This is a genomic window from Streptomyces sp. NPDC039424 (assembly GCF_055639495.1).
Window position 1 is genome coordinate 211,266 of sequence record NZ_JBVKAI010000006.1, and the last position, 23,304, is coordinate 234,569.

24 protein-coding genes and 5 pseudogenes are annotated in these 23,304 nt (G+C 69.1%); 17 read left to right on the forward strand and 12 right to left on the reverse strand.

Annotated features, from left to right (window positions below; genetic code table 11):
* Nucleotides 1-20 precede the first annotated feature (20 nt).
* Genes ACZ7L0_RS17870 through ACZ7L0_RS17880 form a run of 3 tightly spaced genes read right to left on the reverse strand, consistent with a single transcriptional unit; the run spans nt 21 to nt 2,532 of the window.
* The gene (locus tag ACZ7L0_RS17870) at nt 21-752 is read right to left on the reverse strand and encodes an ABC transporter ATP-binding protein (RefSeq protein ID WP_471243403.1); all 732 of its coding nucleotides are present in this window, start codon (nt 750-752) and stop codon (nt 21-23) included.
* Nucleotides 749-1,639: an ABC transporter permease gene (locus ACZ7L0_RS17875; RefSeq protein ID WP_471243404.1), complete on the reverse strand. Its 891-nt coding sequence runs from the start codon at nt 1,637-1,639 to the stop codon at nt 749-751. The genes ACZ7L0_RS17870 and ACZ7L0_RS17875 overlap by 4 nt, the downstream gene beginning before the upstream one ends.
* Nucleotides 1,636-2,532 (reverse strand): TauD/TfdA dioxygenase family protein, encoded by an 897-nt coding sequence (locus tag ACZ7L0_RS17880; RefSeq protein WP_471243405.1) that lies wholly within the window; start codon nt 2,530-2,532, stop codon nt 1,636-1,638. Before ACZ7L0_RS17880 ends, ACZ7L0_RS17875 begins: the two co-directional genes overlap by 4 nt.
* A 591-nt stretch (nt 2,533-3,123) precedes the next feature.
* Between ACZ7L0_RS17880 and ACZ7L0_RS17885 the strand changes: the two genes are divergently transcribed.
* The 4 genes from ACZ7L0_RS17885 (at nt 3,124) to ACZ7L0_RS17900 (ending at nt 5,634) form a co-directional block, all read left to right on the forward strand.
* Complete coding sequence (locus ACZ7L0_RS17885) at nt 3,124-3,255, forward strand: hypothetical protein (RefSeq protein ID WP_471243406.1); 132 nt, start codon at nt 3,124-3,126, stop codon at nt 3,253-3,255.
* Between the two features lie 185 nt (nt 3,256-3,440).
* Complete coding sequence (locus tag ACZ7L0_RS17890; RefSeq protein ID WP_471243407.1) at nt 3,441-3,536, forward strand: putative leader peptide; 96 nt, start codon at nt 3,441-3,443, stop codon at nt 3,534-3,536.
* A 187-nt stretch (nt 3,537-3,723) separates the two neighbouring features.
* Nucleotides 3,724-4,548, forward strand: a complete 825-nt coding sequence (locus ACZ7L0_RS17895) for a DUF1684 domain-containing protein (RefSeq protein ID WP_471243408.1) — start codon at nt 3,724-3,726, stop codon at nt 4,546-4,548.
* A 48-nt stretch (nt 4,549-4,596) separates the two neighbouring features.
* Entirely contained in the window at nt 4,597-5,634 is a 1,038-nt protein-coding gene (locus tag ACZ7L0_RS17900) for an LLM class flavin-dependent oxidoreductase (protein ID WP_471243409.1), read from the forward strand.
* A gap of 99 nt (nt 5,635-5,733) precedes the next feature.
* Here ACZ7L0_RS17900 and ACZ7L0_RS17905 read toward each other — a convergent pair whose 3' ends face one another.
* Nucleotides 5,734-7,380, reverse strand: coding sequence for a rhamnogalacturonan lyase B N-terminal domain-containing protein (locus ACZ7L0_RS17905; RefSeq protein ID WP_471243410.1), 1,647 nt, complete (start codon nt 7,378-7,380; stop codon nt 5,734-5,736).
* Between the two features lie 253 nt (nt 7,381-7,633).
* Between ACZ7L0_RS17905 and ACZ7L0_RS17910 the strand changes: the two genes are divergently transcribed.
* Both ACZ7L0_RS17910 and ACZ7L0_RS17915 read left to right on the forward strand, forming a co-directional pair.
* Nucleotides 7,634-8,365: a DUF6250 domain-containing protein gene (locus ACZ7L0_RS17910; protein ID WP_471243411.1), complete on the forward strand. Its 732-nt coding sequence runs from the start codon at nt 7,634-7,636 to the stop codon at nt 8,363-8,365.
* Complete coding sequence (locus ACZ7L0_RS17915) at nt 8,358-11,117, forward strand: exo-rhamnogalacturonan lyase family protein (protein WP_471243412.1); 2,760 nt, start codon at nt 8,358-8,360, stop codon at nt 11,115-11,117. Before ACZ7L0_RS17910 ends, ACZ7L0_RS17915 begins: the two co-directional genes overlap by 8 nt.
* 112 nt (nt 11,118-11,229) lie before the next feature.
* Here the strand turns inward: ACZ7L0_RS17915 and ACZ7L0_RS17920 are convergent, their stop codons facing one another.
* Entirely contained in the window at nt 11,230-11,763 is a 534-nt protein-coding gene (locus tag ACZ7L0_RS17920; protein ID WP_471243413.1) for a putative immunity protein, read from the reverse strand.
* A 194-nt stretch (nt 11,764-11,957) separates the two neighbouring features.
* On the opposite strand from ACZ7L0_RS17920, the gene ACZ7L0_RS17925 reads away from it, so the two are divergent.
* Nucleotides 11,958-12,311 (forward strand): VOC family protein, encoded by a 354-nt coding sequence (locus ACZ7L0_RS17925; protein ID WP_471243414.1) that lies wholly within the window; start codon nt 11,958-11,960, stop codon nt 12,309-12,311.
* Nucleotides 12,312-12,374: 63 nt separating this feature from the next.
* Here the strand turns inward: ACZ7L0_RS17925 and ACZ7L0_RS17930 are convergent, their stop codons facing one another.
* On the reverse strand, nt 12,375-13,073 hold the full coding sequence (locus tag ACZ7L0_RS17930) for an HAD family hydrolase (protein ID WP_471243415.1): 699 nt from the start codon (nt 13,071-13,073) through the stop codon (nt 12,375-12,377).
* 184 nt (nt 13,074-13,257) lie between these two features.
* Between ACZ7L0_RS17930 and ACZ7L0_RS17935 the strand changes: the two are divergent.
* Nucleotides 13,258-14,009 (forward strand): annotated as a pseudogene (locus ACZ7L0_RS17935) (MerR family transcriptional regulator).
* A 32-nt stretch (nt 14,010-14,041) separates the two neighbouring features.
* A complete protein-coding gene (locus ACZ7L0_RS17940; RefSeq protein WP_471243416.1) occupies nt 14,042-14,860 on the forward strand; it encodes a hypothetical protein in 819 nt (272 codons plus the stop codon).
* 253 nt (nt 14,861-15,113) lie between these two features.
* On the opposite strand, the gene ACZ7L0_RS17945 is transcribed toward ACZ7L0_RS17940, so the two are convergent.
* A complete protein-coding gene (locus tag ACZ7L0_RS17945; RefSeq protein ID WP_471243417.1) occupies nt 15,114-16,085 on the reverse strand; it encodes a L,D-transpeptidase in 972 nt (323 codons plus the stop codon).
* A gap of 125 nt (nt 16,086-16,210) precedes the next feature.
* Between ACZ7L0_RS17945 and ACZ7L0_RS17950 the strand changes: the two genes are divergently transcribed.
* From ACZ7L0_RS17950 to ACZ7L0_RS17970, 5 genes and pseudogenes are all read left to right on the forward strand, one after another.
* Nucleotides 16,211-16,738, forward strand: a complete 528-nt coding sequence (locus tag ACZ7L0_RS17950; protein ID WP_471243418.1) for a SigE family RNA polymerase sigma factor — start codon at nt 16,211-16,213, stop codon at nt 16,736-16,738.
* Nucleotides 16,728-17,369, forward strand: a complete 642-nt coding sequence (locus tag ACZ7L0_RS17955) for a L,D-transpeptidase (protein ID WP_471243419.1) — start codon at nt 16,728-16,730, stop codon at nt 17,367-17,369. Before ACZ7L0_RS17950 ends, ACZ7L0_RS17955 begins: the two co-directional genes overlap by 11 nt.
* Before the next feature lie 194 nt (nt 17,370-17,563).
* Nucleotides 17,564-18,052: a carboxymuconolactone decarboxylase family protein gene (locus ACZ7L0_RS17960; RefSeq protein WP_471243420.1), complete on the forward strand. Its 489-nt coding sequence runs from the start codon at nt 17,564-17,566 to the stop codon at nt 18,050-18,052.
* A 211-nt stretch (nt 18,053-18,263) separates the two neighbouring features.
* Nucleotides 18,264-18,686: a BlaI/MecI/CopY family transcriptional regulator gene (locus tag ACZ7L0_RS17965; RefSeq protein ID WP_471243421.1), complete on the forward strand. Its 423-nt coding sequence runs from the start codon at nt 18,264-18,266 to the stop codon at nt 18,684-18,686.
* A 68-nt stretch (nt 18,687-18,754) separates the two neighbouring features.
* Nucleotides 18,755-19,021: pseudogene (locus ACZ7L0_RS17970) on the forward strand (M56 family peptidase); the annotation flags it as partial.
* 76 nt (nt 19,022-19,097) lie between these two features.
* Here the strand turns inward: ACZ7L0_RS17970 and ACZ7L0_RS17975 are convergent.
* Nucleotides 19,098-19,553 (reverse strand): tellurite resistance TerB family protein, encoded by a 456-nt coding sequence (locus ACZ7L0_RS17975; protein WP_471243422.1) that lies wholly within the window; start codon nt 19,551-19,553, stop codon nt 19,098-19,100.
* Nucleotides 19,554-19,705: 152 nt separating this feature from the next.
* Here ACZ7L0_RS17975 and ACZ7L0_RS17980 point away from each other — a divergent pair, with 152 nt between their 5' ends.
* The 3 genes and pseudogenes from ACZ7L0_RS17980 to ACZ7L0_RS17990 all read left to right on the forward strand — a co-directional run bounded on the left by ACZ7L0_RS17980 (nt 19,706) and on the right by ACZ7L0_RS17990 (nt 20,756).
* Nucleotides 19,706-19,894, forward strand: a complete 189-nt coding sequence (locus ACZ7L0_RS17980; RefSeq protein ID WP_471243423.1) for a hypothetical protein — start codon at nt 19,706-19,708, stop codon at nt 19,892-19,894.
* Between the two features lie 101 nt (nt 19,895-19,995).
* Nucleotides 19,996-20,127: pseudogene (locus ACZ7L0_RS17985) on the forward strand (ankyrin repeat domain-containing protein); the annotation flags it as partial.
* A gap of 95 nt (nt 20,128-20,222) precedes the next feature.
* Nucleotides 20,223-20,756: a CbrC family protein gene (locus ACZ7L0_RS17990; protein WP_471243424.1), complete on the forward strand. Its 534-nt coding sequence runs from the start codon at nt 20,223-20,225 to the stop codon at nt 20,754-20,756.
* On the opposite strand, the pseudogene ACZ7L0_RS17995 reads toward ACZ7L0_RS17990, so the two are convergent.
* The 4 genes and pseudogenes from ACZ7L0_RS17995 to ACZ7L0_RS18010 all read right to left on the reverse strand — a co-directional run bounded on the left by ACZ7L0_RS17995 (nt 20,753) and on the right by ACZ7L0_RS18010 (nt 23,272).
* Nucleotides 20,753-21,362: pseudogene (locus ACZ7L0_RS17995) on the reverse strand (transposase). The gene ACZ7L0_RS17990 and the pseudogene ACZ7L0_RS17995 overlap by 4 nt on opposite strands.
* A 60-nt stretch (nt 21,363-21,422) precedes the next feature.
* Entirely contained in the window at nt 21,423-21,881 is a 459-nt protein-coding gene (locus ACZ7L0_RS18000; protein WP_471243425.1) for a VOC family protein, read from the reverse strand.
* 608 nt (nt 21,882-22,489) lie between these two features.
* Nucleotides 22,490-22,688, reverse strand: a pseudogene (locus tag ACZ7L0_RS18005) (IS5/IS1182 family transposase); the annotation flags it as partial.
* Complete coding sequence (locus ACZ7L0_RS18010; RefSeq protein ID WP_471243426.1) at nt 22,664-23,272, reverse strand: GNAT family N-acetyltransferase; 609 nt, start codon at nt 23,270-23,272, stop codon at nt 22,664-22,666. The pseudogene ACZ7L0_RS18005 and the gene ACZ7L0_RS18010, both read right to left, overlap by 25 nt.
* Nucleotides 23,273-23,304: the final 32 nt, after the last annotated feature.

The window sequence follows — 23,304 nt, forward strand, 5'->3', positions numbered from 1 at the left end:
GTGTGGCTTGGGGGGAAAGGTCAGTGCTGGCTGGCCAGACCGAGGTCTTCCAGGAGCGCGGAGCGGAGCTCCTCACGGGCGACACTCGCCTCGCGGTCGGCGGCCGACAGCTCGATGAGATGGGAGGTGCCGATGCGCCCGTCGCTCATCACGACGACGCGATCCGCCAGCGCGATCGCCTCGTCGACATCGTGGGTGACGAGCAACATGGCCGCGTGGTGTTTGCTGCGCAGCGCCCGCACGAGGTCGTGCATGCGCAGCCGCGTGATCGCGTCGAGCGCCGCGAACGGCTCGTCGAGCAGCACGAGTTCGGGCTCCGAGACCAGCGCCCGCGCCAGCGACACCCGCTGGGCCTCGCCGCCCGAGAGCTCCTTGGGCCACGCCTTCTCCCGGCCCGCGAGTCCGACTTCGGCGAGCACGTCGAGGGCCCGCCGTTCCGCGTCCGGTCCGTGCAGACCGAGGGTGACGTTGCGCAGCACCCGCTGCCACGGCAGCAGACGGTCGGCCTGGAACACGATCGCGCGCTTGGCCGGGACCTCCACCCACCCGCCGTCGGGGCGGTCGAGGCCGGCGAGCAGACGCAGGAGGGTGCTCTTGCCGCAGCCGGAGGGGCCCAGCAGGACCACCAGCTCTTCGTCGGCGATGGTGAGGTCCAGGTGGTCGAGTACGACCCGGTCGCCGAACCGTCGGACGACCTTCTCCACGACGGCGCCGGCCTGCTGCAGGGGCCGCGTCTGAACGGTGGTGGTCATGCTGCCTCATAACTGGGACGCCACCGCAGCAGCACCCGCTCGAGAACCCGGACGAACTGGTCGGCGAGCAGACCGAGGAGCGAGTAGATCACCAGCCCCACGAAGACCTGGCCGGTCTGCAGGTACGTCTGCCCTTGGGTGATGAGGAAGCCGAGGCCCTTGTCGGCATTGACCGTCTCGGCCGCGACGAGGCCCAGGACGCTGTAGGCGAGGGAGAACCGCAGACCCACCAGGAATCCCGGCAGCGCTCCGGGCACCAACACCCGCGTCACCAGGCGCCAGTTGCCCGCGCCCGTCGTCCGCGCCATCTCGATCAGCCGCTGGTCGACACCGCGGATCGCGGCGAAGAGGTTGACGTACATCGGGACGCCCGCTCCGAACGCGATCAGCAGCACCTTCGTGAGCTCGTCGATACCGAACCACACGATCATCAACGGCAGCACCGCCAGCAGCGGGATCGTGTTCAGGATCTGCACGACGCCGTTGAACAGGTACTCGCCGCTGCGCAGCAGCCCACCCAGTACCCCGCTGATGATGCCCGCCGTCAGACCGATCGCGAGACCGATACCGGCCCGTTGCAACGAGATGGCCAAGTCGGGCCCGAGAACGCCCTGTTGCCACAGATCGATGGCGGACTTGACGATCGAGGTCGGCGCCGGAGCGTAGGTCTTCTCCAGCACTCCGGCCCTGGCGAGGATCTCCCAGGCGATGAGGATCACGACCGGAGTCGTGTGGATGCCCAGCGGCCAGCGCAGTCGCTCGCGGAGTGTGCGCAGCAGCGTCCGGTGGCCGACGTCGTGTGGCAGGAAGACCTCGCGTTCCGGCGCACTCGTCGTCTCGGCGGCCACCGAACCGACGGCCGGGCTCTTGAGGCTGACCTCGGTCATGCCGCCACCTCCAGCACTCTGCTGTAGTGCGAGGCGTCGCCGACGAGTTGCTCGCTGCGGCGGCCGTCGACGCCGACCGGCACGTCTCCGGCGACCGTCACACGGTTGAGGCGGCGCGGATGGTCGTCGTAGTTGTCCACCCCGTAGTGCTGGGTGATCCTGTTGTCGAAGATCAGCAACTGGTCGGGGGCCCAGGTCCAGCGCAGGATGTTCTCCGGACGAGTCACGTACGACTGGAAGATGCGCAACACGTCCGCCGACTCACTGCTCGACAGACCGACGATCCGCTTGGCGAACCCGCCGACGAACAGCCCGCGTTCACCCGTCAGCGGATGCACCCGCACGAGAGGGTGCTCAGTCTCGAACGGTGTCGAGACGAAGACTCGGTCGTACTCCTTCCGCTGCGCCGTCGTGGCCTGAGGGCGTGCGTAGTCGTACTGGTTGGTGTGCACGACGCGCAGCGAGTCCGCGAGGGCGCGGAGCGGTTCGGGCAGGTCGTGGTAGGCCGCAGCCGCGTTCGCGATGAGCGTCTCGCCGCCGTACGGCGTGGTCACGATGGACCGGAGCGTGGTGAGCTGCGGTGGGTTGAGTACGAAGGTGACGTCCGTGTGCCACTCGTTCGCCTTGGAGGTCTCGCTGTCGACGGCGAGCACGTTCTCCGTGCCGTCGGCGGCCGGAACGTTCGGGTGGGCGGTCGTCAGGTCGCCGAACCACCGGGCCACACGCTCCTGGGAGGCGTTGTCGAGGTTCACGTTGTCGAACACGATCGCCTTGTGCTCGTTGAGCGCATGACGGAGCGTGGTGATCGTCGAGGGGTCGGAGGGCGCGGCGAAGTCGACGCCCTCGACGAGCGCACCGATGCGGCCCGTGAGCTTGCGGATGGTCGGAGGCATGGAGAGGTCCCTCTCAAGGAATGGGGCGCACCGCCGGGTGCTGAGAGTCGGTTTGAACGGGTGAGGGGAAGCGATGAACGGCCACGAAGCCGGTACTCGGTCCGGTCGTGGTGCGAAGGCCCGGCGACTACGCGAGGAGTGCCGGAGGAAGGTCAAGCCGTGTGGTGGAGGTCGTGCGGTCCCCGGTCAGCGCGCTGTCGGGGGGCTCGAGGAAGCACGTCGGGCCCGCGCCACCCGTACCGCAGGCCCTCGCCCGCAGCTGACGGCACGTCCCCTCACCGACGTCGAGTTGTGCCACAGGCGGTCGTGCGGTGGATTCCGGGCCTCTCGGGGGAGACCCCGCCGAGGCGGAGGCTTGGCACCGCCCCTTCCGGAAATGCGCCTTCGGCGCACACCGGCCGCTGCCGAGGTCCGCTTCGCGGCTCAGCGACACGCCTTCCGGTTCAACGACAACAGAACGCGCTGGAGACGTGCGCCAGGTCGATGTGGCGCCTCCGAGTCAAATCCACGCGCTGGGTCATGGAACGTGAGTTGAGCAGACGCCCGCCCCGTCGGTCAATAAGTTCCGGCCAGGTCTCACATGGCGGAAACGTGCGACTTCTTCGCCCCCTTCTGCCCTGGCGCACCCTGCGCGTCCGCGTCGAGCTGCCCCTCCCCACCAAGGGCTTGCCGCTGGGCGAGCGCTGGGAGACGGCCGACAACCGTCGGAGCTCCCGGAGCTGATCGTAGTCCCACATGCTGGACCGGCGGCCCTCCTGGTGGCCGCCGCCACCGTGGCACTGAACCCGCTGTTCAACGGGCCGCTGCAAGCTTCCTGCAATACGGCCGCAATGCTGCCGTCGGCCTGACAAGCCGTCCTGGCGGGGCGGCTGTTGACCTCACGGGCGCCCGCTGTCATTCTGCTCGGCGTGACCCCGGACCTGCGCCTCGTGTCCCGCTGGCACGTCGACCTCTGTCGACAGGCCAGTGCGATCTGTGCCGTCCGGCCGCTGACTCACCGCTGACTTCCCTGCCGGTCGTTCCCCGGACCGCGCCCGACCTGGTGGTCTGCGACAAGCCGCTCCCCACAAGCCGCTCCCCACACGCCCCCCCACCACGGGTACACCCCGCGAGCTGAGCTGCTCGCGGCCATCTCCGGCGGCCGCTACTCCAGGAAGCCGCATCCGAGCCGCTGGAAGCGAAGGAGCACCCATGACCGTTCAGGAAACCACCGCGGACCTGTCCGCCTTCACCCGCGACTGGCAGGAGTGGCACGCCAGTCAGGAGGCACGACTCGCCGACCCGCACGGGTTCCTCGCCATCACCGGCCTGCACTGGCTCGGTGACGAGCCGCAGCGCTTCTCGGACGCTCCGGGCGCCTGGTCGACCGGTGCGGACGGGGTCGTCGTGGTCCTCGACGACGGTGAGGAACTGGTCGTGGACGGAACTCCCGTCCGCGGCGAGCACCGCTTCGGGGTACTCCCGGAGCGCGGCGGAGTCAACGCGGTCTGGGGCGACGCAGTGATCGAGGTGGCCAAGCGCGGCGGACACGACATCGTGCGTCCTCGGCACCCGGACACCCCTCTGCGCACCGCCTTCACCGGCACGCCCGCCTACGCCCCGGCTCCCCGCTGGGTTGTGACCGGCCGCTACACGGCCTTCGCCGAGCCGCGGCCGACGACCGTGGGTGCGTCGGTCGAGGGCCTTGAGCACGTGTACGACGCGCCGGGCCGGATCGAGTTCGAGCTGGACGGACGTCCCCTGGCACTTACCGCGTTCCCCGGACGCAGCCCGGGCAGTCTGCTGGTGCTGTTCACCGACGCGACCTCCGGGGTCACCACCTACGCGGCCAACCGGGCCCTCGCGCTCGACCCGCCCGCCGCCGACGGCACGGTCGTCCTGGACTTCAACCGGGCGGCGAACCTGCCGTGCGCCTACACCGATCTCGCCACCTGCCCGCTGCCTCCGGCCGAGAACCGGCTGCCCATCGCGATCGAGGCCGGGGAGAAGATCCCCCGCGAGCGGGGCGGGTCCTGAGCACCGGGCGCCACTGAGTCGGCCACGACCAAGAGGGGCGAACACCGCATGAGCACCCCCGTGATCAGCTCGCTGGCTTTTCTCACCCCGGGCAACTTCGCCGACGACGATCCGTACACCGGCCTGGAGGAGACGCTGCGGCTGTTCGAGTACGGCGAACGGCTGGGCTTCGACGGCGCCTGGATCCGGCAACGTCATCTCGAGCACGGTGTCGGCTCGGCCGCGGTCTTCCTCGCCGCCGCCGGCCAGCGCACGCAGCGGGTGGAGCTGGGGACGGCGGTCATCCCGATCGGGTACGAGAGCCCGTTCCGGCTCGCCGAGGACCTGGCGCTGGCCGACGTGCTGTCCCGGGGCCGGCTGCAGGTCGGCTTCAGCACCGGCATGCCGCACGCCGAACTCCTCGGCGACCTGGTGTACGACGGGGACTGGCGCGGCTTCGACCTGTCCTACGGCAGGATCGCCCGCGTCATCGACAGCCTGCGCGGTGACTACCTCGGCGGCCCGGACATCGTGATCCGGTCACCGGGCAACATCCAGCGTCCTCGGCTGCAACCGCACGACCCCGACCTGGTGGACCGGGTCTGGTACGGCGGAGGCAGCCTGCGCTCGATCCGGTGGGCCGCCGAGAACGGCCTGAACCTGCTGAGCGGCAACATCGTCACCGGCGAGGGCACGGACGACTTCACCACGGCCCAGCTCGCCTTGCTCTCGGAGTACCGGCGCGCACTCCTGGGGGACCGCCCGAGACGGGTGGCGCTCGGCCGGGTGATCGTTCCGTTCGACAGCGCGGACGCGACCACCCGGGCCCGCTACCGGGAGTACGCGGCCGCCCGGCATGCCCGCACCCTGGCGCCTCAGGGACCCAAGCGGACCCTGTTCGCCCCGGACGTGGTGGGGACCGCGGACCAGATCCTGGAACAGCTGACCGCGGATCCCGTGGTCGCGGCCGTCTCAGAGCTGCGCCTGGAGCTGCCGTACGAGTTCCAGCGGGGCGACTACGAGCAGATCCTGCACGACGTACGGCACCTGATCGCGCCTGAACTGGGCTGGCGGCCCGACACCGCGCTGCTGCACGACGCCGGCTGATGAGCCCCGCGCCAAGCCGCCCCCCGTCCGGCTGAGGCTCCACGCCCGTGAGCCGTTCGCCGACGGCCACCGCTTCGCCGATGTCGGCGGGTCCCGCCCTCAGAGCAGGTCGAGGGCGTCGAAACCGTAGCTGGGGCTGAGGTAGCCCCCGCCGCCCGCCGAGCCGCTTGCGGCGTCGATGCGCAGAATGTTGGTGCCGGTCAGCAACTGGGCGGCGGGGATGACGTATTCGTACGTGTGGTTGTTGCCGCGATAGCTGCCGACGGTCAGGGTCCGGGTGGAGGGCTCGGTGGCGGCGGCCGGGACGGCGGAGGTCCAGGTGTTGTTGACGGTGATCTGGGGCCGGCCGCCCGCTTTGGCGGTGGTGATGCCGATGCGGAGGGTGCGGTCGGTGGCGGCCTGGGCGGCGGTGAGGGTGAAGGAGACCGACAGGGCCTGGTTGATCTCCTTGAACTGGTAGGCGGGCCAGGCCGAGGCCGTTGAGGTGCCGATGACGTAGGTGCCGGCGGTCCAGGCGGCGGCGCGGGAGTCGGAGGGGTGGGCGTAGGTGACGAGGGAGGCGTTCTTGAAGCCGGCCGGGGTGCCGTTCCAGTCGCCGATGCGCCAGATGGCGGTGTCGGCGGCGGGGTCGCCGGCGATGGTGATGGTGTGCACCGTGGTGACGGCGCCCGCGGTGACCGTGACGTCCTGGGTGTGCACGGCGAGTTCGCCCTTGTAGACGGTGAGGGTGTACGTGCCGGGGAGGATGCCGTTGACCGCGTACTTGCCGGTGCTCGTCTGCGCCGTCGTCCAGTACTGCGCCACGGAGTTGGACAAGCCCACGACGTAAGGGTACGAAGTGTCCCGCCCGGCAAGCCCGTTGCCGACGATCCGTCCGCGACCGCTCGCGCCGGTCCAGCCCGTGAGGCCGAGGGCGTCCACCCAGGCGGTGTTGTCGCGCCCGGACACGGCTGCGGTCGGCGCGGACCCGTCCGTGAAGGCGAGGACGTACGGGCCGTGCAGCCCGAGGCGCTCGGCCTCCGTCTGGCCTTCGGCGTAGTAGAGGTGTTCGTAGAGCCCGGCGCCGGACTCGTTGCCGTGGCGCAGGAGTTGGCGGATGAAGGGGCCGCCGGAGTCCTTCTCCTTGTTGGAGCGTACGACCCAGACGGAGGCGGCGGAGGCGCTGAAGCCGAGGTAGTCGTAGTCGATGGTCCGCAGGTTGGAGAAGTGCTTGGACCTGGTGGTGCCGTCGGTCTTGGCGAAGACGTCGGCGGACTCGATGACGGTGTCGGAGTTGGACCAGGTGTCCGGGTAGGTGGTCGGGAAGATGCCGGGCTTCAAGCGCGCGATGTAGCGGCTGGCGGTGACGGAGGTGTCGGCCTTGTAGGTGAAGAGGTAGATGTTGTTCTCGCCGCTGCGCGCCGCGTAGTAGTGGATCAGGGTGCCGTGGACGACCTTGATGAGGACGACTCCGGTGGCGGGCGTGGAGATCGTCACCGTCGAGGTGCCGAGTCCGCTCTCTATGTGGGAGTTCTTGCCGTCGTATCCCTGGTACTCGGTGCCCTTGTAGACGAAGGACGAGAGGTCGCCGTTGCTGTGGTTGACCTTGAAGACCAGGCCGGCACCGGTGTCGACGACGTAGTGGGTCCCGTCGTCGGTGTGGCCGAAGCTCGCGGCCGAGGCCCCTACGGGGGTGGCGAGGGCCAGGGCGAGCCCGGCCGCCGAGGCGAGGACGGTACGGCGGGACAGCGGGCTGTCGTACGACATGCGGACAACTCCTGTGGCGTGAGCGGTGGTTGGGGAAGGGCTGCCACAAGCCTGCCTGCCTCGGCGGCTCCGCACGAAGATCGGCTGCCGCTGTCCACGGAGATGTAATGGCGCGTCACATTCGGTCCCACCATGCGGGATTCGACAGCCAATTCGATTGATCATGAACGTTTCTTTTCACTTCTGTGGCTTTCACTGATCGGAAGGGTTGGTTTCCGTACGCTCCTGACCGTCCACAGAAAGGGATCTTCCGATGCGCTACACCTGGGCCGCCCTTGCGGTGAGCCTCGCGGCCGCGGCCACCACCGCACTGTCCACCGGTGCCGCCGCTGCACCGGACCGCCATGTCTCGTACCACCAGCGCCAGTTGCTGGCCCGCGACGACTTCCGGCACGGAATCGGCCAGTGGTCGGCCGAACTGGAGCAGGGCGGCAGCGTCACGGCGAGGAACGGCGTCCTGGACATCGACGTGCCCGCCGGGGCGTCGGTGTGGTTCAAGCGGCCGTTCTCGGGCCGGTACGAGATCGACTTCACGGCGACCCCGGTCTCGGCGGGCGGCGCCAACGACCGGGTGAGCGACCTGAACACCTTCTGGAACGCCCGGGATTCGCGATCCCCCGAGGACCTCACCGCCACGCCCCGCAGCGGCGCCCTGGCGGACTACGACTACCTCACCACGTACTACGCGGGCCTCGGCGCGAACTACAACACCACCACCCGGCTTCGCCGCTACGTCGGCGTCGCGGGCTCCCGACCGCTGATCTACGACTACACCTCGCCGCTGCTCACCGCGAACGAGCCCAACCGCATCCGGCTGGTTTCCGACGGCAAGCACATCCAGTACTGGGACAACGGCGAACTGGTCTTCGACTACACCGACGAGGACCCGTACACCAGCGGCTGGTTCGCCTTCCGCACCACCTGGAGTCGCTTCCACATCACCGACTTCCGCGTCTGGCGGCTCAAGGGCGGTCACGGTGCCTGAGATATCCCGCAGAAACGCCCTCAAAGCGGCAGCCGCGGCCGTCGTGGCGACCCAGCTCTCCTGGGCGCTCGCAGCCGACCCGGCCGGAGCGGCCCCGGCCGAAGCCGCCGCCGACCCGGTGAAGGTCACCTGGCTGGAGGACGGCACCCCCGCCGAGGCCCCCGGCACCACCTTCGGTGTGGCCTGGCCCAAGGGCACGCTCCCCGCCGACCAGGTCTTCGCTCTCACCGCCGCCGACGGCACGGCGGTCCCCGTCCAGTCCTGGCCCACCGCCTACTGGCCCGACGGCACCCTGAAGTGGACCGCCCACGCGGTCGGCGGCACCGCCAAGCCCGCCAAGAGCTACACCTTGGCCCCGGGCACGCCCGCGAAAGCGGACACCGCGCTCACCGTGGACACCAAGGGAGGCACGATCGACGTCGACACCGGCGTCATCCAGGTCAGCATCGCCAAGGTCGGCGCACACGACGTCGTACGCACCATCAAGCGCGGCGGCACCGAGATCGCGAGCAAGGCCGAACTGGTCGTACTGCGCCAGCCGGAGATCGACGACGACTACGACGGCAGCGGCTCCAGTACCCGATGGGAACGCTTCACCGGCCGCGTAGGCTCCGTCACCGTCGAGCAGTCCGGACCGGTGCGCGCCGTCATCCGGCTCGAAGGCGAGCACGAGCGCGGCAGCCGCTCCTGGCTGCCCTTCGTCATCCGCCTCTACCTGTACGCCGGGTCCGAGGCCATCCGTGTCGTCCACACCATCACGTACGACGGCACCCAGGAGCCCGGCAAAAGCAGCGGCGACTTCATCAAGGGCCTGGGCCTGCGCATCCGCGTCCCCCTCTCCGACGAGCTCCACAACCGCCACATCCGCCTCGCCGGCGCCGACGACGGCTTCCTCACCGAAGCCGTCCAGGGCATCACCGGCCTGCGCCGCGACCCCGGCGCGGCCGTGCGCACCGCGCAGGTCAAGGGCGAGAAACTGCCGGACATCTCCACCTGGGACACCCGGGTCTCCTCCGCCCTCCAGCACGTCCCCGCCTGGGGCGACCACACCCTCGCCCAGCTCTCGGCCGACGGCTTCACCGTCCGCAAGCGCACCAAGGCCGGCCACGGCTGGATCCACACCACCGGCGGCACCCGTGCCCCCGGCTTCGGCTACGTCGGCGGGATCAGCGGGGGACTCTCCTTCGGCCTGCGGGACTTCTGGCAGAAGCACCCCGCCCAGCTCGACATCCGAAACGCCGCCTCCGACGAGGCGACCGTCACCCTCTGGCTCTGGTCACCCGAGGCCCAGCCGCTCGACCTGCGCTTCTACCACGACGGCCTCCGCCAGGACACCTACGAGGAGCAGACCGCCGGACTCGACATCACCTACGAGGACTACGAGCCCGGCTTCGGCACCCCGTACGGCATCGCCCGCACCTCCGAGCTCTACCTGTGGGCCAACTCCGCGACCCCCACGGCCGCAACCCTGGTCGCCCAGAAAGACGCGCTGACCACCCCGCCGCAGCTCGTCGCCGCTCCCGAGACCCTGCACAAGGCGCGCGTCTTCGCCGGGCTCTGGTCCCCCGTGGACCGCTCGACCACCGCCAGGAAGACCATCGAGGACCGCCTCGACCTGCTCTTCACCTACTACCAGGACCAACGCGAACAACGCCGCTGGTACGGCTTCCTCGACTACGGCGACGTCCAGCACACCTACGACCCGGACCGCCACACCTGGTGCTACGACGTCGGCGGGTACGCCTGGGACAACTCCGAACTCTCCACCGACCTGTGGCTCTGGCTGGCCTACCTGCGCTCCGGACGGGCCGACATCTACCGCTTCGCCGAGGCCATGACCCGCCACACCGGCGAGGTCGACGTCTACCACATCGGGAAACGCGCCGGCCTGGGCACCCGCCACGGGGTCCAGCACTTCGGCGACAGCGCCAAGCAGGTCCGTATTTCGACACCCGTATACCGCCGCCTCTTCTACTACCTCACCGCCGACGAACGAACCGGCGACCTCATGCACGCCCAGGTCGACGCGGACAAGACCTTCCTGACCCTCGACCCCAACCGCAAGGTCCGCACCGACGGCTACACCCCCGGAGACCGCCACGCCCTGTCCATCGGATTCGGCACCGACTGGAGCGGGCTGGGCTGGGCCTGGTGGACCGAGTGGGAGCGACGCGGCCCCAAGTGGCAGACGGCGAAGAGGAAACTGCTGGCCAGCGCCTCGACCATCGCCGCCCAGCCCAACGGCTTCGTCCAGGGCAGCGGTCTGTACGACCTCGACACGGGCGCCTTCGCCATCCAGACCGCCCCCGTCATCGCCGTCTCCCACCTCTCCGCGAGCTTCGGCCTGCCCGAACTGGCCGCCGAGCTCATCGACACCCTCGACGAGAGCGACATCCCCGGCTTCCGGGCCGCCTGGCTGGACTACTGCCGCTACTTCAACGCCACCTCCGCCGAGCAGAAGGCCCGCTACGGCGCGAACTTCAAGGTAAGCCTGGTCCAGGGCCACTCCCGCCTCGACGCGTACGCGGCCAGCCTGACCGACGAGGTCACGCTGGCCACCCGAGCCTGGAGCAAGTTCACCGCGAGCGACGGCTACCCGGACGCGAGCACCCCATGGGCCACCACGAAGATCAACGGTCCCACCGTGCTCAACGCCGGAACCGACGCCACCTGGATCAGCACCAACTCCACTGCGCTGTACGGCCTCGCGGCCATCGAGAACCTCGCCCTGGCCGGTGAGTCACTGAACTGACCGCAGGCCCGCGCCGAAGAGGCGCGGGCCTGCGCCGGTGCGCGGACCACGGTGGAGGGTCGGGATCGCGGTGCCGGCGGGCCCCCTGCGTGCCTGTATTGCCTGATCCCCCTCAGGCCCGGAGAGCGGCGTCGAGATCGCGCATGAACTCTCCCACGCGCCCGCCTCCGGGAGGTGCGGATGGCAGACGGCCGAGCACCGCGGCGACCGCTGCCGGTGCGTGATGACGCGCCCATTCAAGGGTCCCCACGGCGACACGCCGGTCCTCTGCGGACGCCAGCTCTTCCGCCCGTGCCGCATGCGCTGCCGCACCGAGAATGTGCTTCACCTGATGAGCGTTCGCGAGGGGATGAAGGAACGCGGCGGCGGCCGCATGGCTTGCCGCTTGCGCCGCGTCGACCGCAGCGGGTGAATCGGCTTCTCGCGCCGCTCTGTAGGCCGCCCACGCGCTCTGCCGCAGAGCACCCGTACGCCGGCCGCCCCCGGCGAAAGCGTGTGCCGCGTCGATGGCGTCGCGAGGCCGCCTGTCAGCAGGCAGACTCTGTTCGAAGATCGACAGGACCCTGCGCGCGCAATCAGCCGCGTAGCCCGCGATCTCACGAAGTTCGTGTTCGTTCAGCTCGATCTTGTCCGATTCAGTAGGCACGGCTCAATCTTGCGGCAGTTCGCCAGTCGGTGCGGAGGCTTCCAGTGAAGGGTGGGAGCGCTCTTTACTGCGGATGTGGCCAGTATGAGTCAGCAGCGAACAGATGGCGGGGGCGCTCTCCGCGATTGAGACGGGGGAAGCGTGCGGTGGTGTGGTGCCCGCCCGCCCGATCGCCGTCCTGGCAAGATAGCGGCATGGAACGTGTGCTTGGAATCGGTGGATACTTCATGCGGGCCGCAAACCCCGCGGCCCTGAGCGCGTGGTACCGAGATTGCCTGGGCCTGGACGCCGATGAGAACGGCCTGTGGCATCAGGGAACCGGGCCGACGGTGTTCGCGACGTTCGAGTCCGAGACCGACTACTTCGGGTCCCGCGCCCAGCCAACCATGCTCAACTTCCGGGTCCGCGACCTGGATGCGATGCTCGCGCAATTGCGCGCCAAGGGAGCGGACGTAGCCGACGAAACGCAGGACATGGAGGGTGTCGGCCGATTCGGCTGGGTCACCGATCCCGAGGGCAATCGGGTCGAGCTGTGGCAGCCCGTCTGACCGCGTCTTCACGCAGTCGTCTACGTGCTGGTGAACCACCAAATTGTCGAACATCTTGACGAGCTAGTCACCGAACTCGCGCCGCAGTGGGAGACACCATGCCGCTGCCCTGCGAGGTCCGGACGCGAAGGCCAGGATGTGCGGGACCGCCTCGCGCAGACTGACGAAGTGGCGATGCACCCCTTCCACCGCGTCAGCGGCGTTCACGCCCCACACCGTCATCCCGGCACGCAGCCCGGCCCGCACTCCGGACGGGGCGTCCTCGATGACCAGGCAGTCCCCCGGCGCGGCCCCCAGCCTCGCAGCGGCCTCCAGATACGGAACGGGAGAGGGCTTGCCCTCCTCTACAGCGGCCGCGTCCACGATCACGTCCGGCACCGGCAAGCCCGTCCTCAGGAAACGGCCGCGCACCCGGTGCTCGTAGTTCGAGGTCACCAGCGCCCAGGACCCCGGTGGCAGGCCGTGCAGCACCTCCGACGCGCCGTCGAAAGCCGCATAGACGCCGGACCGGACGTCCTCGTCCTCCAACTCGTGGAGCATGGCCAGACACTCGCCCGGATCTTGATCCGCAGCGACCTGGGCGAACGTCTCCATTGGCCGCGTTCGCAGAGCCACCTGGTAGACCTCGTCCGCATCCAGCCCGTACCGCTCCGCCCAGGTTCCCCAGACCCGGCGTTGGTTACTCACCGCGTCGATCAACGTGCCGTCGATGTCGAACAGGACGTACTGCGCGCGGCCCGGCCGCCCAAGGTCACTGGTCATGCATCGATCATGCCCGAGTGGGGCAGAGCCCGAGTGTGGGGTAGGGCAAGCTCCACCGCCTGGTCTTGGACGAGCTCGACGTGATCACTGAGCGGACCGGTCTGCTTGTCCATCGGGATCTCCGCCGCGCATACTCTGCGGCCGTACTTGACCTTGTCGCAGCGGCAAGGTTTCTACTGGCAGCATGCGCATCGGAGAGATCGCCGCGCTCGTCGGAGTCACTTCCCGGGCCGTGCGGCATTACCACCACATAGGTCTGCTGCCTGAGCCGCTGCGGCAGGCCAACGGATACCGCACCTATAGCCTTCGAGACGCCGTTCTGCTGGCCCGGATCCGGCGACTGACCGAGCTCGGGCTCACCCTGGACGAGGTACGGGATGTCCTCGCGGACGACGCTGGCCGCGAACTGGCCGCGAACTGGCCGAGGTATTGGGCGAGTTGGAGGCCGACCTCGCCCGCCAGGAGCACGAGATCCAGCAGCGCCGCAGGGTGCTGGCAGGTCTTCTGGAGGGCCCGCTCACGCCGGACGCGCCGCTTTCTCCCGCGCTGGTTGAGCTCCTGAAGGTTGTACCTGTCACCGCATCGCCCGCTGCCGCAAAGGACCGCGAACACCTGACCCTGCTGGAAGCGACAGTCGGCGGGGATGCGGTGTACGCGGCTCTGCGGCCGCTGGCCGAGGACCCCGCGATGCTCCTGCTGTACGAACGGCTGGACGAACTGGACGAAGCCGCGGCGGACGATCCGCGGATCGCGGCGCTGGCCGATGACTTGGCCGCCGCCGTGCCGGACGAGGTACTGGCGGCGATCCCGTACGGGGGCCCGGTCGTGACGGGCTTCGGACAGGCGCTGCTCGCCGACTACCCGCCCGCCCAGGCCGAGGTGGTGCGCCGGGTGATGCGGGAGCTGACCGCCCGGATGAGCCAGAGGCCGTCGTGAGTACGCGAATTGCGCGGGCGGCGGTATGGGTGATGCTTCCTACCGAGGCGGCTCTCCTGGTGTGTGTGGTGGCAGGCGTACGGATACCCGGGGCCGTTCTCGCGGGCGTCGAAGCGCTGGTGGGGACCGTACTCACGCTGCAAATCCTTGTTCTGTGGCGGCTGTACGCCGCCCGGCGACGGGCCGGCACCGGCCGACGGGACGCCGCGCGGGGCGCACTGCATACCTTGATGCCGTTAGTCGCGCGCCGACTCGTCGCGCACGAGATGCGGGCCCTGCACAGCCTCGGGCTGTGGGTACTGCGTCGCCGCCAGGTCCCCAACGGTTCTCTGGCCGTCGCGTACACCGGCCCCCAGACGGCCACGATGTACGGGCTGCTGTTCGTCTCCGTCATCGAAACGATTCTGCTGGCACTGGTGATCCCGTGGCCGCTCGTTCACACGATCCTGCTCGTCGTGGACGTGTACGCGGTGGTGCTGGTCCTCGCCCTGCACGCGGCCTGCGTGGTCAGGCCTCACCTCGTGGGATCCGACGGCTCGCTGCACCTCAGGTACGGCGCGCTGTTCGGCCTGCGGGTGCCGGCCGCCGCCATCGCCTCAGCCCGGGTCGAGCGGCGCTACCTTGACGGAGGACTGGTGCACCTGAGTGAAGACGGGGTGCTCGGCCTCGTCGTGGGCGGCCAAACCACGGTGACTGTAGAGCTGACGGAACCGGTGGAGTTCGTGCGACCTCTCGGCGGGCTTGGCATCGCCCGTACGCTTCGGTTTCACGCCGACGACCCGGGTGAGACGGTCGCCGCGCTCACTCAGGCGCACAAAGACCCATCGCCGTGCCCGACTCGGCCTGTGTGAGCCGGACGCGTACTACTGCCTCCAACCGGGGGCGGCACGCTGGCGCGAGTCATCGCGCACCTGCTCGGCGTTCACGCGGTCGAGCACCTCCACGACCACATGGCCACGGCGTGCGCCCAGCCGATCTCTTCCAACCCGGGGAGCCGGAGCCTCGCCCGGCTCTCGGGGAGAGTGTGCACCCACCACGCCAGGGGCCACGCTCCCCCTCCGGCCGAGCGGAGAGGGAGCCGCTGGGACGCGGCTACTTCGGGTGCTACTTCAGTGCGCTCCCCGCCAGCCACTGGGCCCAGGAGACGTTCCAGTCGCTGTATCCGTTTCCTGGTGCCACCGTCTCCTTCGAGCCGACGACACGCACCACGTCACCGGGGATGACGTCCTGGAAGAAACGGCGTGCCGTACCGTCGTCGGCCAGTCCCACGCATCCGTGGGTGACATTGCTCCGGCCCGCGTAGACGTTCGCCTTGGCGTTCTGGTGGACATAGGTCCCCGATGTCGTCAGGTGGACCGCGTAGTCGTAGTAGCCCTTGTAGGCGTCGCCGTATCCGACGGTCCGTGAGTCCATCAAGACCCGGCGCTGCTTGTCGGAGACCACCATGACGCCGTTCCACGTGTCCATCCCGGGCGCGCCGGCAGTGATGGGGATGCGCCGCTCACCCTCGGCGGTCACGACGGTCATCTCATGGCTGCGGACGTCGACCGTGGCGACCAGCGAGCGCCCTATGGTGACATGCCGGGTGGGCTTCGAGCCGACACGCACGGTGATCCGCGTACCGGGCGCGTGGAAGGTGCGGGGCCGGTAGTCGACCCGCTGTCCGTCGAGCAGACTGCGGTCCTTGACCCAGCTCCACGATCCCTCGACCGAGGGTGTGGACCGTATCGCCAAGGCCCTTTCGACGCGGGCTCGTTCGGCAGGCGGTACCGGCCGGTCGAACGTCACCGACACGGGCATGCCGACGCCGACGACCTGCCCATCCGCGACGTTGACGTGTGCCCCCTTGATCCATTCCGGCTCCGCCGGCCGCGCCTGTCTCGTCGGCTCCGTCGACCCGGTGGGCGCGGCCGACGAAGGCGCCGCGACGCCCTGTCCGGCGCCCTTCGCGGTTCGGGCGTCCGGCCCGTCCTGCTGTCCCGAACATCCCGTCACCGTACCCAGAAGGCAGACAGTCACGATTGCCCAGAAGTACGTGCCGCGGCTGACCCAGCCGCCTGCGACCCCCGTGTTCACGGTCGATCCTTTCGTTGTGCTTCCATGTACACGGCCTGTACGCACGGCGGGACAGCCGGGTTGCAGCGGATGCGGATTTTCTTTCCGGGACTTCCCGGCAGCACCACACGGGGCCGGCGCAGCGCATGACGGAGGAGGAGTTCGACGCCTTCTACGCCTCCACCTTCCCGCGGTTGATCGGGCAGGTGTTCGTCGTAACCGGGGACCTGTCAGAGGCTCAGGATGTCGTCCAAGAGGCGTTCGTGCGCGCGTGGGACAAGCGGCGTGACCTCCTGGCCGACGGGGCGCCGGAGGCCTGGGTCCGCACCGTGGCGGTCCGGCTCGCGGTCAGTCGGTGGCGTCGCGCACGACGCTGGCTGGAACTCGTGCGGCGCACCCCGCCTCCCGAGCACGTTCCGGGCCCCGGCCCTGAGCACACCGCTCTGGTGGAGGCACTGCGCGCGCTCCCGGAGGCGCAACGCATCGCGATCGTCCTGCATCATCTGTGCGACCTGAGCGTGGAGCAGGTAGCCTCCGAGACCGGTGCGGCGGTGGGCACCGTCAAGGCTCGCCTCTCACGCGGCAGAGCCGCCCTCGCTCTGTCCCTGGATCCGGAGCGGGCCGCCGTCCGACGAGACCGAAGCGGTGAGAAGGAGGACGACCGTGTCCGATGACCTCACCGACTCGCTGCGTGCTCTCGAGCAGCGTCATCGCACGGCGCCACCGGTGCGGGGAGCGGAGATCCGCCGACGGGGCGAGCGCCGTGGCCGCCGCCGCCGGGCGGTGTACGCCGCCACGGCGGTGATTGCCGCGCTGGCCTTGGCCGGCGGCATCACGGCGGCCCTCACTGGCCCGGACTCGTCGCACCCCGCACTGCCCGCGGCCACCGCGACACCGCGGGCGACGGCGACACCGCGGGCGTCGGCGACGGTCGACCTCGCGAAACGCGTGATGACCCTGGATGGACGCCAGTTGCCGATCTCCGCCGGCGCCACACACACCCCCACGCCGACCGGCCGTCTGACCGTCACCGCCAAGTACCGGACGAAGGAGATGAGCAGCGAGGACATCGGCTTCGGCGAGAAGTACCGAGTCCGCATGCCCTGGGTGGTCGAGCTACGCGCCCCCGACGGCACCACCACCTACCTCCTGGCCCTGACGTACGACGAAACCGCCCCAGGCAAACGTGACGTCACCCATGGCTGGATAGGTCTGCGCTCGGCCGACGCGAAGTGGTGCTTCCAGCGGCTGCGCCCCGGCGACGTCATCCGGATCGACGGCACCGCCGGGCCGACCGCGGGCTGAGGCCCGGTCCTCTCCCCGACCGCCTACGGCCACTGAGAACATCGGGCCCCATCCAGGCGCGGCCCGGTAAGGCCAGGGTTGTCGCCAGGTCCGGAGCACTCCAGAGAACCCTTCCGGATTGCTGTCACATCTGCGTGGGCCGATCCGTCAGTGCTGTGAAGACGCCAACCAGGCCGAAGCGAAGGAGAGCAGCCATGACGAACACCTCCATCTCCCGGATGCCCAACCCGGCCGAGTTCGTGCCCGAGCTGAACGACATCAGCGCCGCCCTCTTCCGGGCCACGGGCAACCGCTCGGTGCCACGCACCACGATGAACCTCGTCCACCTGCGCGCCGGGCAGATCGTCGGCAACACCTACCTGACGATCCTGAACACCGGCTTCCTGCGCAAGGCCGGGGAGTCCGAGGAGCGCATCACCGCCGTCTCCTCCTGGCAGGACGCCCCCTACTTCACCGACGCCGAGCGCGCCGCCCTCGCCCTGGTGGAAGCCACCCTCCAGCCCGCCCCGCACGGCAAGGAGCGCGTCCCCGACGACCTGTACGCCGAGGTGGCGAAGCACTACGACGAGAAGGCGCTGGCCACCCTGACCATCGCGATCGGCCAGATCAACTTCTTTATCGCCCTGGCCGTCATCGGCAAGCCGCAGCCGGTCAGCTCCCTCGCGGACGAGCAGTGGGACTGACCTGTCTGCCGCGATGGCCGAGTAGACGGAATCGGAGTTGCTGGTCGACCTGCGGGGTCGGTCGATCGCGACGCTCGATGACTTCTGGGACGCCGTCACCAAGTTCGGCGGACTGCGGGAGTGGTTCGGCCGGAGTCAGCGGCGGGTTCACGTCCGGGCAGGACTGAGGTATGTCGGCAGTCGCTTCGAGGGTCTCTACGATGGACCGCTCATGAACTGCAAGGCACTCGAAGGGAGACAGGGTGTGACGAACCAGCGGCAGCGTTCCCGGCGCCGGGGGCACGGCGAGCTGGAGGTGCTGGTCCTGTCGGCCCTGCGTGGCGCGGACGGTCCGGCGAGCGCGGGCTGGGTGCAGGAGCGACTTGGCGGGGACCTCGCCTACACCACCGTGATCACCATCCTCACACGGCTGCTGGCCAAGGGTGCGGTGACCCGTGAGCGTGCGGGTCGGTCCTTCGCATGGACGCCCGTGTCCGACCAGGCCGGGCTCGCCGCGCACAAGATGCGCAAGCTGCTGGACGGCGAGAGCGACCGGGAGGCGGTCCTGGCCAGTTTCGTCACCTCCCTCGAGCCGGACGACGAACGCCTCCTGCGAGAACTGCTCGGCCGGACGGGGGCGGAGAGGGCGGACTGAAGCCTCATAGGGTGTTCGTCCTTCCTCCGCGACCGCGCTGCTGTCCTGCTTCGAACCGGCAGAGCGCCGTGGCCCGCGCGATCGGCAAAGCGGCTCTGGTCTCCCGCAGCACTCCGGTGCCCCCTCCGTGCGGGCTTCGCCACGCCTGGGCCCGTACCGCGCCGGGTGGCCGCCCTCCTCGGCCCAGTGCCCGTGCCGCGCAACTGGCCGTCCGAATTCACGGCTCTGGGGATGGCGGCGTAGGCGGTGGCCGCCAGAATGGCCGTATCAGCGCCATGTCCTCCGCGAACTCCGCCCTGACACTGGCCTTCATCCTGCACACGACGACGCCTCTCTGGAGACCGCCCGAACCGGGCGGCACGTCGGTCCGGTGCCCTGAAGGCAGCGGCCCGACGCGCGTACCGCGCTCACTCAGAGGTCGAACTCGTGCGGCGGCAGGTCGAGGGTGAAGCACGCCTCGCGAACCACAGCCTGTTCGGTCTTGTCGAAGTCACCGTCGGCACCGCCGATGACAATCCCGATCTGGATGACGGCGCGAGCCTCGGCGGGCTTCTTCTTCGCCTTGGCGATCTCCTGCAGCACGCTCACCTTGCCGAAGGCGAAGTCCGCCGTGAGCTTGTTGAGGTTCTCGTCGAAGCGCCGCTGCAGATCTGCCGCGTCGAAGTTCTGCAGCACCTCGTTGGTGGCGATGAGTTGGGCCACGCGCTGCCTCTCCGAGGGGTCGATGGTCCCGTCGGCAGCGGCGACCAGCGCACACATCGCCATGCTCGCGTCTCGGAAGGCGCCACTCTTGAGGTCGTTCTTCTTCGCCACGAGCTGGGTCTGCATCGTCGATGCGGACTCCTTGATGCGGTCCCACAGGGCCATGAGAGCTCCATACAGTCGGTCGAGGGGCCCGGCCCACTCCGTGGCGCGCCGGCGCTCGTTCAGCATCTACAGCAACGTAGAAACTAGTGGCTCGGCAAATAAGTTCCGGTGCTTTCCGGTGAGTCGTCCGTGCCGGTCTCGTGGCCGACGGCGTGCTGCTCCACCCAGAACTTGGCTCCACCCTCACCCGCATCAAGCTGGGGCTGACGCTCGTCCTCACCCTCAACAGCCTCCAGGCCGGGCTCCCCAGGATGCGCACGGAACGAGTGATGCTCAGGCTACCGTCCCCGTCGGCCCTGGGCGGCCGGGGCCGGGCCGCCGAGGTCGGCCTGCCGCAGTGATCACGGTCATCGGACGAGCTGAGGCCGCACTCCCCGCCGCAGGTGGCGGCGATGGTCCGGGCGACCGTCGGTCTCGGTCATTCTCGCGGGATCCCAGCTGGCTGGTGCATCAGGCGGTCGAGCAGGAGGATGCAGAGGCCCTGGCCCGGTTGCTGCCCGTCGGCTCCGATCCCGATGAGGTCTTCAGCAACATGACGCTGCTGACGCACGCAATCGACGTCGTGGGTGACGGTCCGACACCATGCTTGATCAGGGACTTACTGGCGGACAGACTGCTCTCCATGGGATCAGTAGGCATGACCGCCAGAGCGCAGATCGGGAACCGGCGATGAATGCCCGCCTGCCCTCCTTTCGCTATCACCCAGATCCCCTCGCAAGTGGGTCCATCCGCGCGGCCCCCGAGACGTGCGCCTGCTGCAAGCGCAACAGGGGCTGGATCTACACGGCCACCTTCTACACGGCCCAGGACGTCAGCGGACGATTCTGCCCGTGGTGCATCGCAGACGGGAGCGCTGCTGAACGATTCGCGGGTGAATTCACCGACTCCTACGGGCTCAACGGTGTCAGTGAGGACATCTTGCATGAGGTCACCCGCCGCACCCCTGGCTTTCACGCCTGGCAGGATCCGCACTGGCTTGTGCACTGCCAGGACGCGGCCGCCTTCGTGGGCGAAGTCGGGTACACCGAGCTGGCGGCGCATCCCGAAGCCCTCGACCAGCTACGGGCCGACATGCGCATGGCCGGTTGGCACGACGAAAACCAGCTTGAGCACTTCCTGGCCAACCTGGGTGAGGGGGCGACCGCCATGCTGTTCCGCTGCAACGTCTGTGGCGCCCCTCTCGCCTACGCCGACGCATCCTAGAAGTCGTCTGCTTGGGCGAGTCGTCGGTAGCAGATGAGGGTGCAGGCGATGCTGGTGAAGGCCAGGAAGTGGCTGGCCTTGCGTTCGTAGCGGCGGTGGAGGCGTCGGCATCCGGCGAGCCAGGCAATGGTTCGTTCATCGCCGCAAGTGGTTGTAGTCGTAGCCCTTGTCGCCATGGAGCTTGCCGGGCCGGCGTCGCCGTCGGCCGCGCCGGGACCTGATCGGCGGGATTCCCTGGACCAGCGGGATGAGAGCCTGGCTGTCGTGCGTGTTTGCGCCGGAGATGCCGACGGGCAGGGCAGACCGGTCCAGCTCGCCGCGGGAGCCGGGCTCGTCGAGGACCAAGCGGTGGAACTTCGCCCACACCCTGGCCATCGACCACTCCGTGAAGCGCCGTTGAGCTGTCGCTCCCAACGGCCCGAACGAGACGGACGGCAGCTGCTGCCAGGTGCAGCCTGACGTGGCCACGAACACGATCGCAGCCAGCACCTCCCGGTCACCATGCCGACGTCAACCTCCGCCTCACGGTCGGGTCGGCCCCTCCGGCACCACCCGCTGAAACAGCTCCCACAGCTCATTCGGCACCAACGGCACAACGATCCCCACCGCAGCAACCTAGCGACATGCCAAATGAGATGGCCTGTAAGCCTGTCCGACGGTCACTGCTCAGCGAAAGAGTTCCCGGGCCCGGTGTGCGACCTCCTCGGGCGTCAGGTTCTCCAAGCGGGTGAGGAAGATCCAGACATGGCCGTAGGGGTCTCGCAGTATGGTCGTGCGGTCCCCGTGGAACTGGTCGGCCGGTGGCTGCAGTAGTTCCGCGCCCGCCGCGACGGCCCGCCGTGCGAGCGTGTCGACGTCATCGACGAAGACGTGCAGGCCCACTGTGGTGCCGCCTACGGTGGTCGGTGCGCTGAAGGTCGGGCCCTCGGCGTCGCCCAACATGATGGTGGATCCCTGGATGCTGACCTCGGCGTGCACGATACGTCCGTCCGGGCCCGCCATGCGGAACAACTCCTTGGCGCCGAATGCCTCGGCGTAGAAGTCGATCGCGGCAGCCGCACCGTCGAGCATGACATGGGCGATCACGGCGTTGCGGTATGCCTCGGGAACGTTGGTCGTGGTCATGGGGATGTCCTCCTTGGTGGGCTGGCAACGACCTTGAAGGTAGGACCTCAATCAAACTTGAGGTCAAGCGTTGATCGATGGGCAGCCGAGCAGGACCTTGTCCGAAGCCAGAGGCGTATCGCGGCGACGGTGCCCTGTAGGCAGTGCTCGGTGAGCCCGGCACGCTTCGTTGAAAGCAGGTCCGAGGTGGTCGACGGTGCGCCGACTGCTGACTTCGAGACTCCGAACAGTGGCGCGCCAGCTGCCGCAGAGTCAGCGCATCACCAGGCCCGCGCCCTTGCATGGCTTATCTACCGACACGGCCCAGACGTCGTATGAAGGTGGGGGGTGGGGGGACGGTAAGATACCTCCAGTCCCGAGCTGGGTGCCGGGGCCTGTACGACCCACCCCCCATGGCCGCGAGTCCCTCACGATCTCCGTCCGGCCCATCACACCGCACCGTACCCCGAGCCACTGACAACACAGTTGTTCCAGAGGCGAAAGGCTACGAAGTACCTGCACAGCAGCCTGCCCAGGTACCCAATCGAGGCTCCGAGCGCTGTTTGTAGGCGTCGCGGAAGAAAGCTGGCGCCTTGCCGCCGCGGCGTCCCTTGCGAAGTCGGTGGCCGCGCCTTGTCGGCCAGGACCACATTGGGCCGGGTGCGGGGCCACCCCCGTCGGCGGGGAACGCGGAGGCGAGCCATCACGTCGGGGAAGGCAGGTGTGTCGCCAGCCTGCCCGGCAGTCAGCACGAAAGGCCAGCGGCCGGCAGCGGTCGTCGGCTGCGAGGTGGACCTTCGTCGTCAGTCCTCCGCGGGACCGGTCGATGGCACGGTCGTGCGGCTCGCCGACCGTGCGGTTCCGTCACGAACCCAACTGGACGGCGTGACGGGGGACCGCATACCGAGCCACTGCTCGGCGCCCCATGCCTCGAACCGCTCTACCTCGGTGAACCCTAGCTTCGCCGCAAGGCGCATCGAGCCGACGTTGGCGGTCTGAGTGGTGAGCACTACCGGCTCGCCGGGAAGGGCGCCGTCGAACCAGCCGAGTGCCGCCGCGCACGCCTCGGCGGCGTACCCGAATCCCCACGCCCGCGGCAGGAACAGGTAGCCGAGATCGGCCTTCCCCACGGCAGCCGGGCGACGGTGCCCGGTTGCCCTCCTGAGCAGGATCTGGCCGATCATCGCCCCGTCGAGATCAACGACGAAACTCCCGGGCCACCGCTCGGGCACCTCAGGCGTCTCGCGCTCAAGCTCGTCACGAGGGCGGGGACCGCCGAGGTAGGTGTTCACCTCTGGCGAGGCGAGCAGCTCGATGAACGCCGCACGGTCCCGTGCCTCGGGCTCACGGAGCACGAGCCGCTCGGTCCTGATCGGCTCAGGCGGCCAAGCCGCGAGTCCCAGATCTTCCATCCGCGCACGCTAACAGATGGTCAAACCAAGCT

What these genes read in the sequence shown, in the direction of transcription:
- ACZ7L0_RS17870 (WP_471243403.1), bottom strand. Translation starts at nt 752, where the DNA reads ATGACCACCACCGTTCAGACGCGGCCCCTGCAGCAGGCCGGCGCCGTC.
- ACZ7L0_RS17875 (WP_471243404.1), bottom strand. Translation starts at nt 1,639, where the DNA reads ATGACCGAGGTCAGCCTCAAGAGCCCGGCCGTCGGTTCGGTGGCCGCC.
- ACZ7L0_RS17880 (WP_471243405.1), bottom strand. Translation starts at nt 2,532, where the DNA reads ATGCCTCCGACCATCCGCAAGCTCACGGGCCGCATCGGTGCGCTCGTC.
- ACZ7L0_RS17895 (WP_471243408.1), top strand. Translation starts at nt 3,724, where the DNA reads ATGACCGTTCAGGAAACCACCGCGGACCTGTCCGCCTTCACCCGCGAC.
- ACZ7L0_RS17900 (WP_471243409.1), top strand. Translation starts at nt 4,597, where the DNA reads ATGAGCACCCCCGTGATCAGCTCGCTGGCTTTTCTCACCCCGGGCAAC.
- ACZ7L0_RS17905 (WP_471243410.1), bottom strand. Translation starts at nt 7,380, where the DNA reads ATGTCGTACGACAGCCCGCTGTCCCGCCGTACCGTCCTCGCCTCGGCG.
- ACZ7L0_RS17910 (WP_471243411.1), top strand. Translation starts at nt 7,634, where the DNA reads ATGCGCTACACCTGGGCCGCCCTTGCGGTGAGCCTCGCGGCCGCGGCC.
- ACZ7L0_RS17925 (WP_471243414.1), top strand. Translation starts at nt 11,958, where the DNA reads ATGGAACGTGTGCTTGGAATCGGTGGATACTTCATGCGGGCCGCAAAC.
- ACZ7L0_RS17930 (WP_471243415.1), bottom strand. Translation starts at nt 13,073, where the DNA reads ATGACCAGTGACCTTGGGCGGCCGGGCCGCGCGCAGTACGTCCTGTTC.
- ACZ7L0_RS17940 (WP_471243416.1), top strand. Translation starts at nt 14,042, where the DNA reads ATGCTTCCTACCGAGGCGGCTCTCCTGGTGTGTGTGGTGGCAGGCGTA.
- ACZ7L0_RS17950 (WP_471243418.1), top strand. Translation starts at nt 16,211, where the DNA reads ATGACGGAGGAGGAGTTCGACGCCTTCTACGCCTCCACCTTCCCGCGG.
- ACZ7L0_RS17960 (WP_471243420.1), top strand. Translation starts at nt 17,564, where the DNA reads ATGACGAACACCTCCATCTCCCGGATGCCCAACCCGGCCGAGTTCGTG.
- ACZ7L0_RS17965 (WP_471243421.1), top strand. Translation starts at nt 18,264, where the DNA reads ATGAACTGCAAGGCACTCGAAGGGAGACAGGGTGTGACGAACCAGCGG.
- ACZ7L0_RS17975 (WP_471243422.1), bottom strand. Translation starts at nt 19,553, where the DNA reads ATGGCCCTGTGGGACCGCATCAAGGAGTCCGCATCGACGATGCAGACC.
- ACZ7L0_RS17990 (WP_471243424.1), top strand. Translation starts at nt 20,223, where the DNA reads ATGAATGCCCGCCTGCCCTCCTTTCGCTATCACCCAGATCCCCTCGCA.
- ACZ7L0_RS18000 (WP_471243425.1), bottom strand. Translation starts at nt 21,881, where the DNA reads ATGACCACGACCAACGTTCCCGAGGCATACCGCAACGCCGTGATCGCC.
- ACZ7L0_RS18010 (WP_471243426.1), bottom strand. Translation starts at nt 23,272, where the DNA reads ATGGAAGATCTGGGACTCGCGGCTTGGCCGCCTGAGCCGATCAGGACC.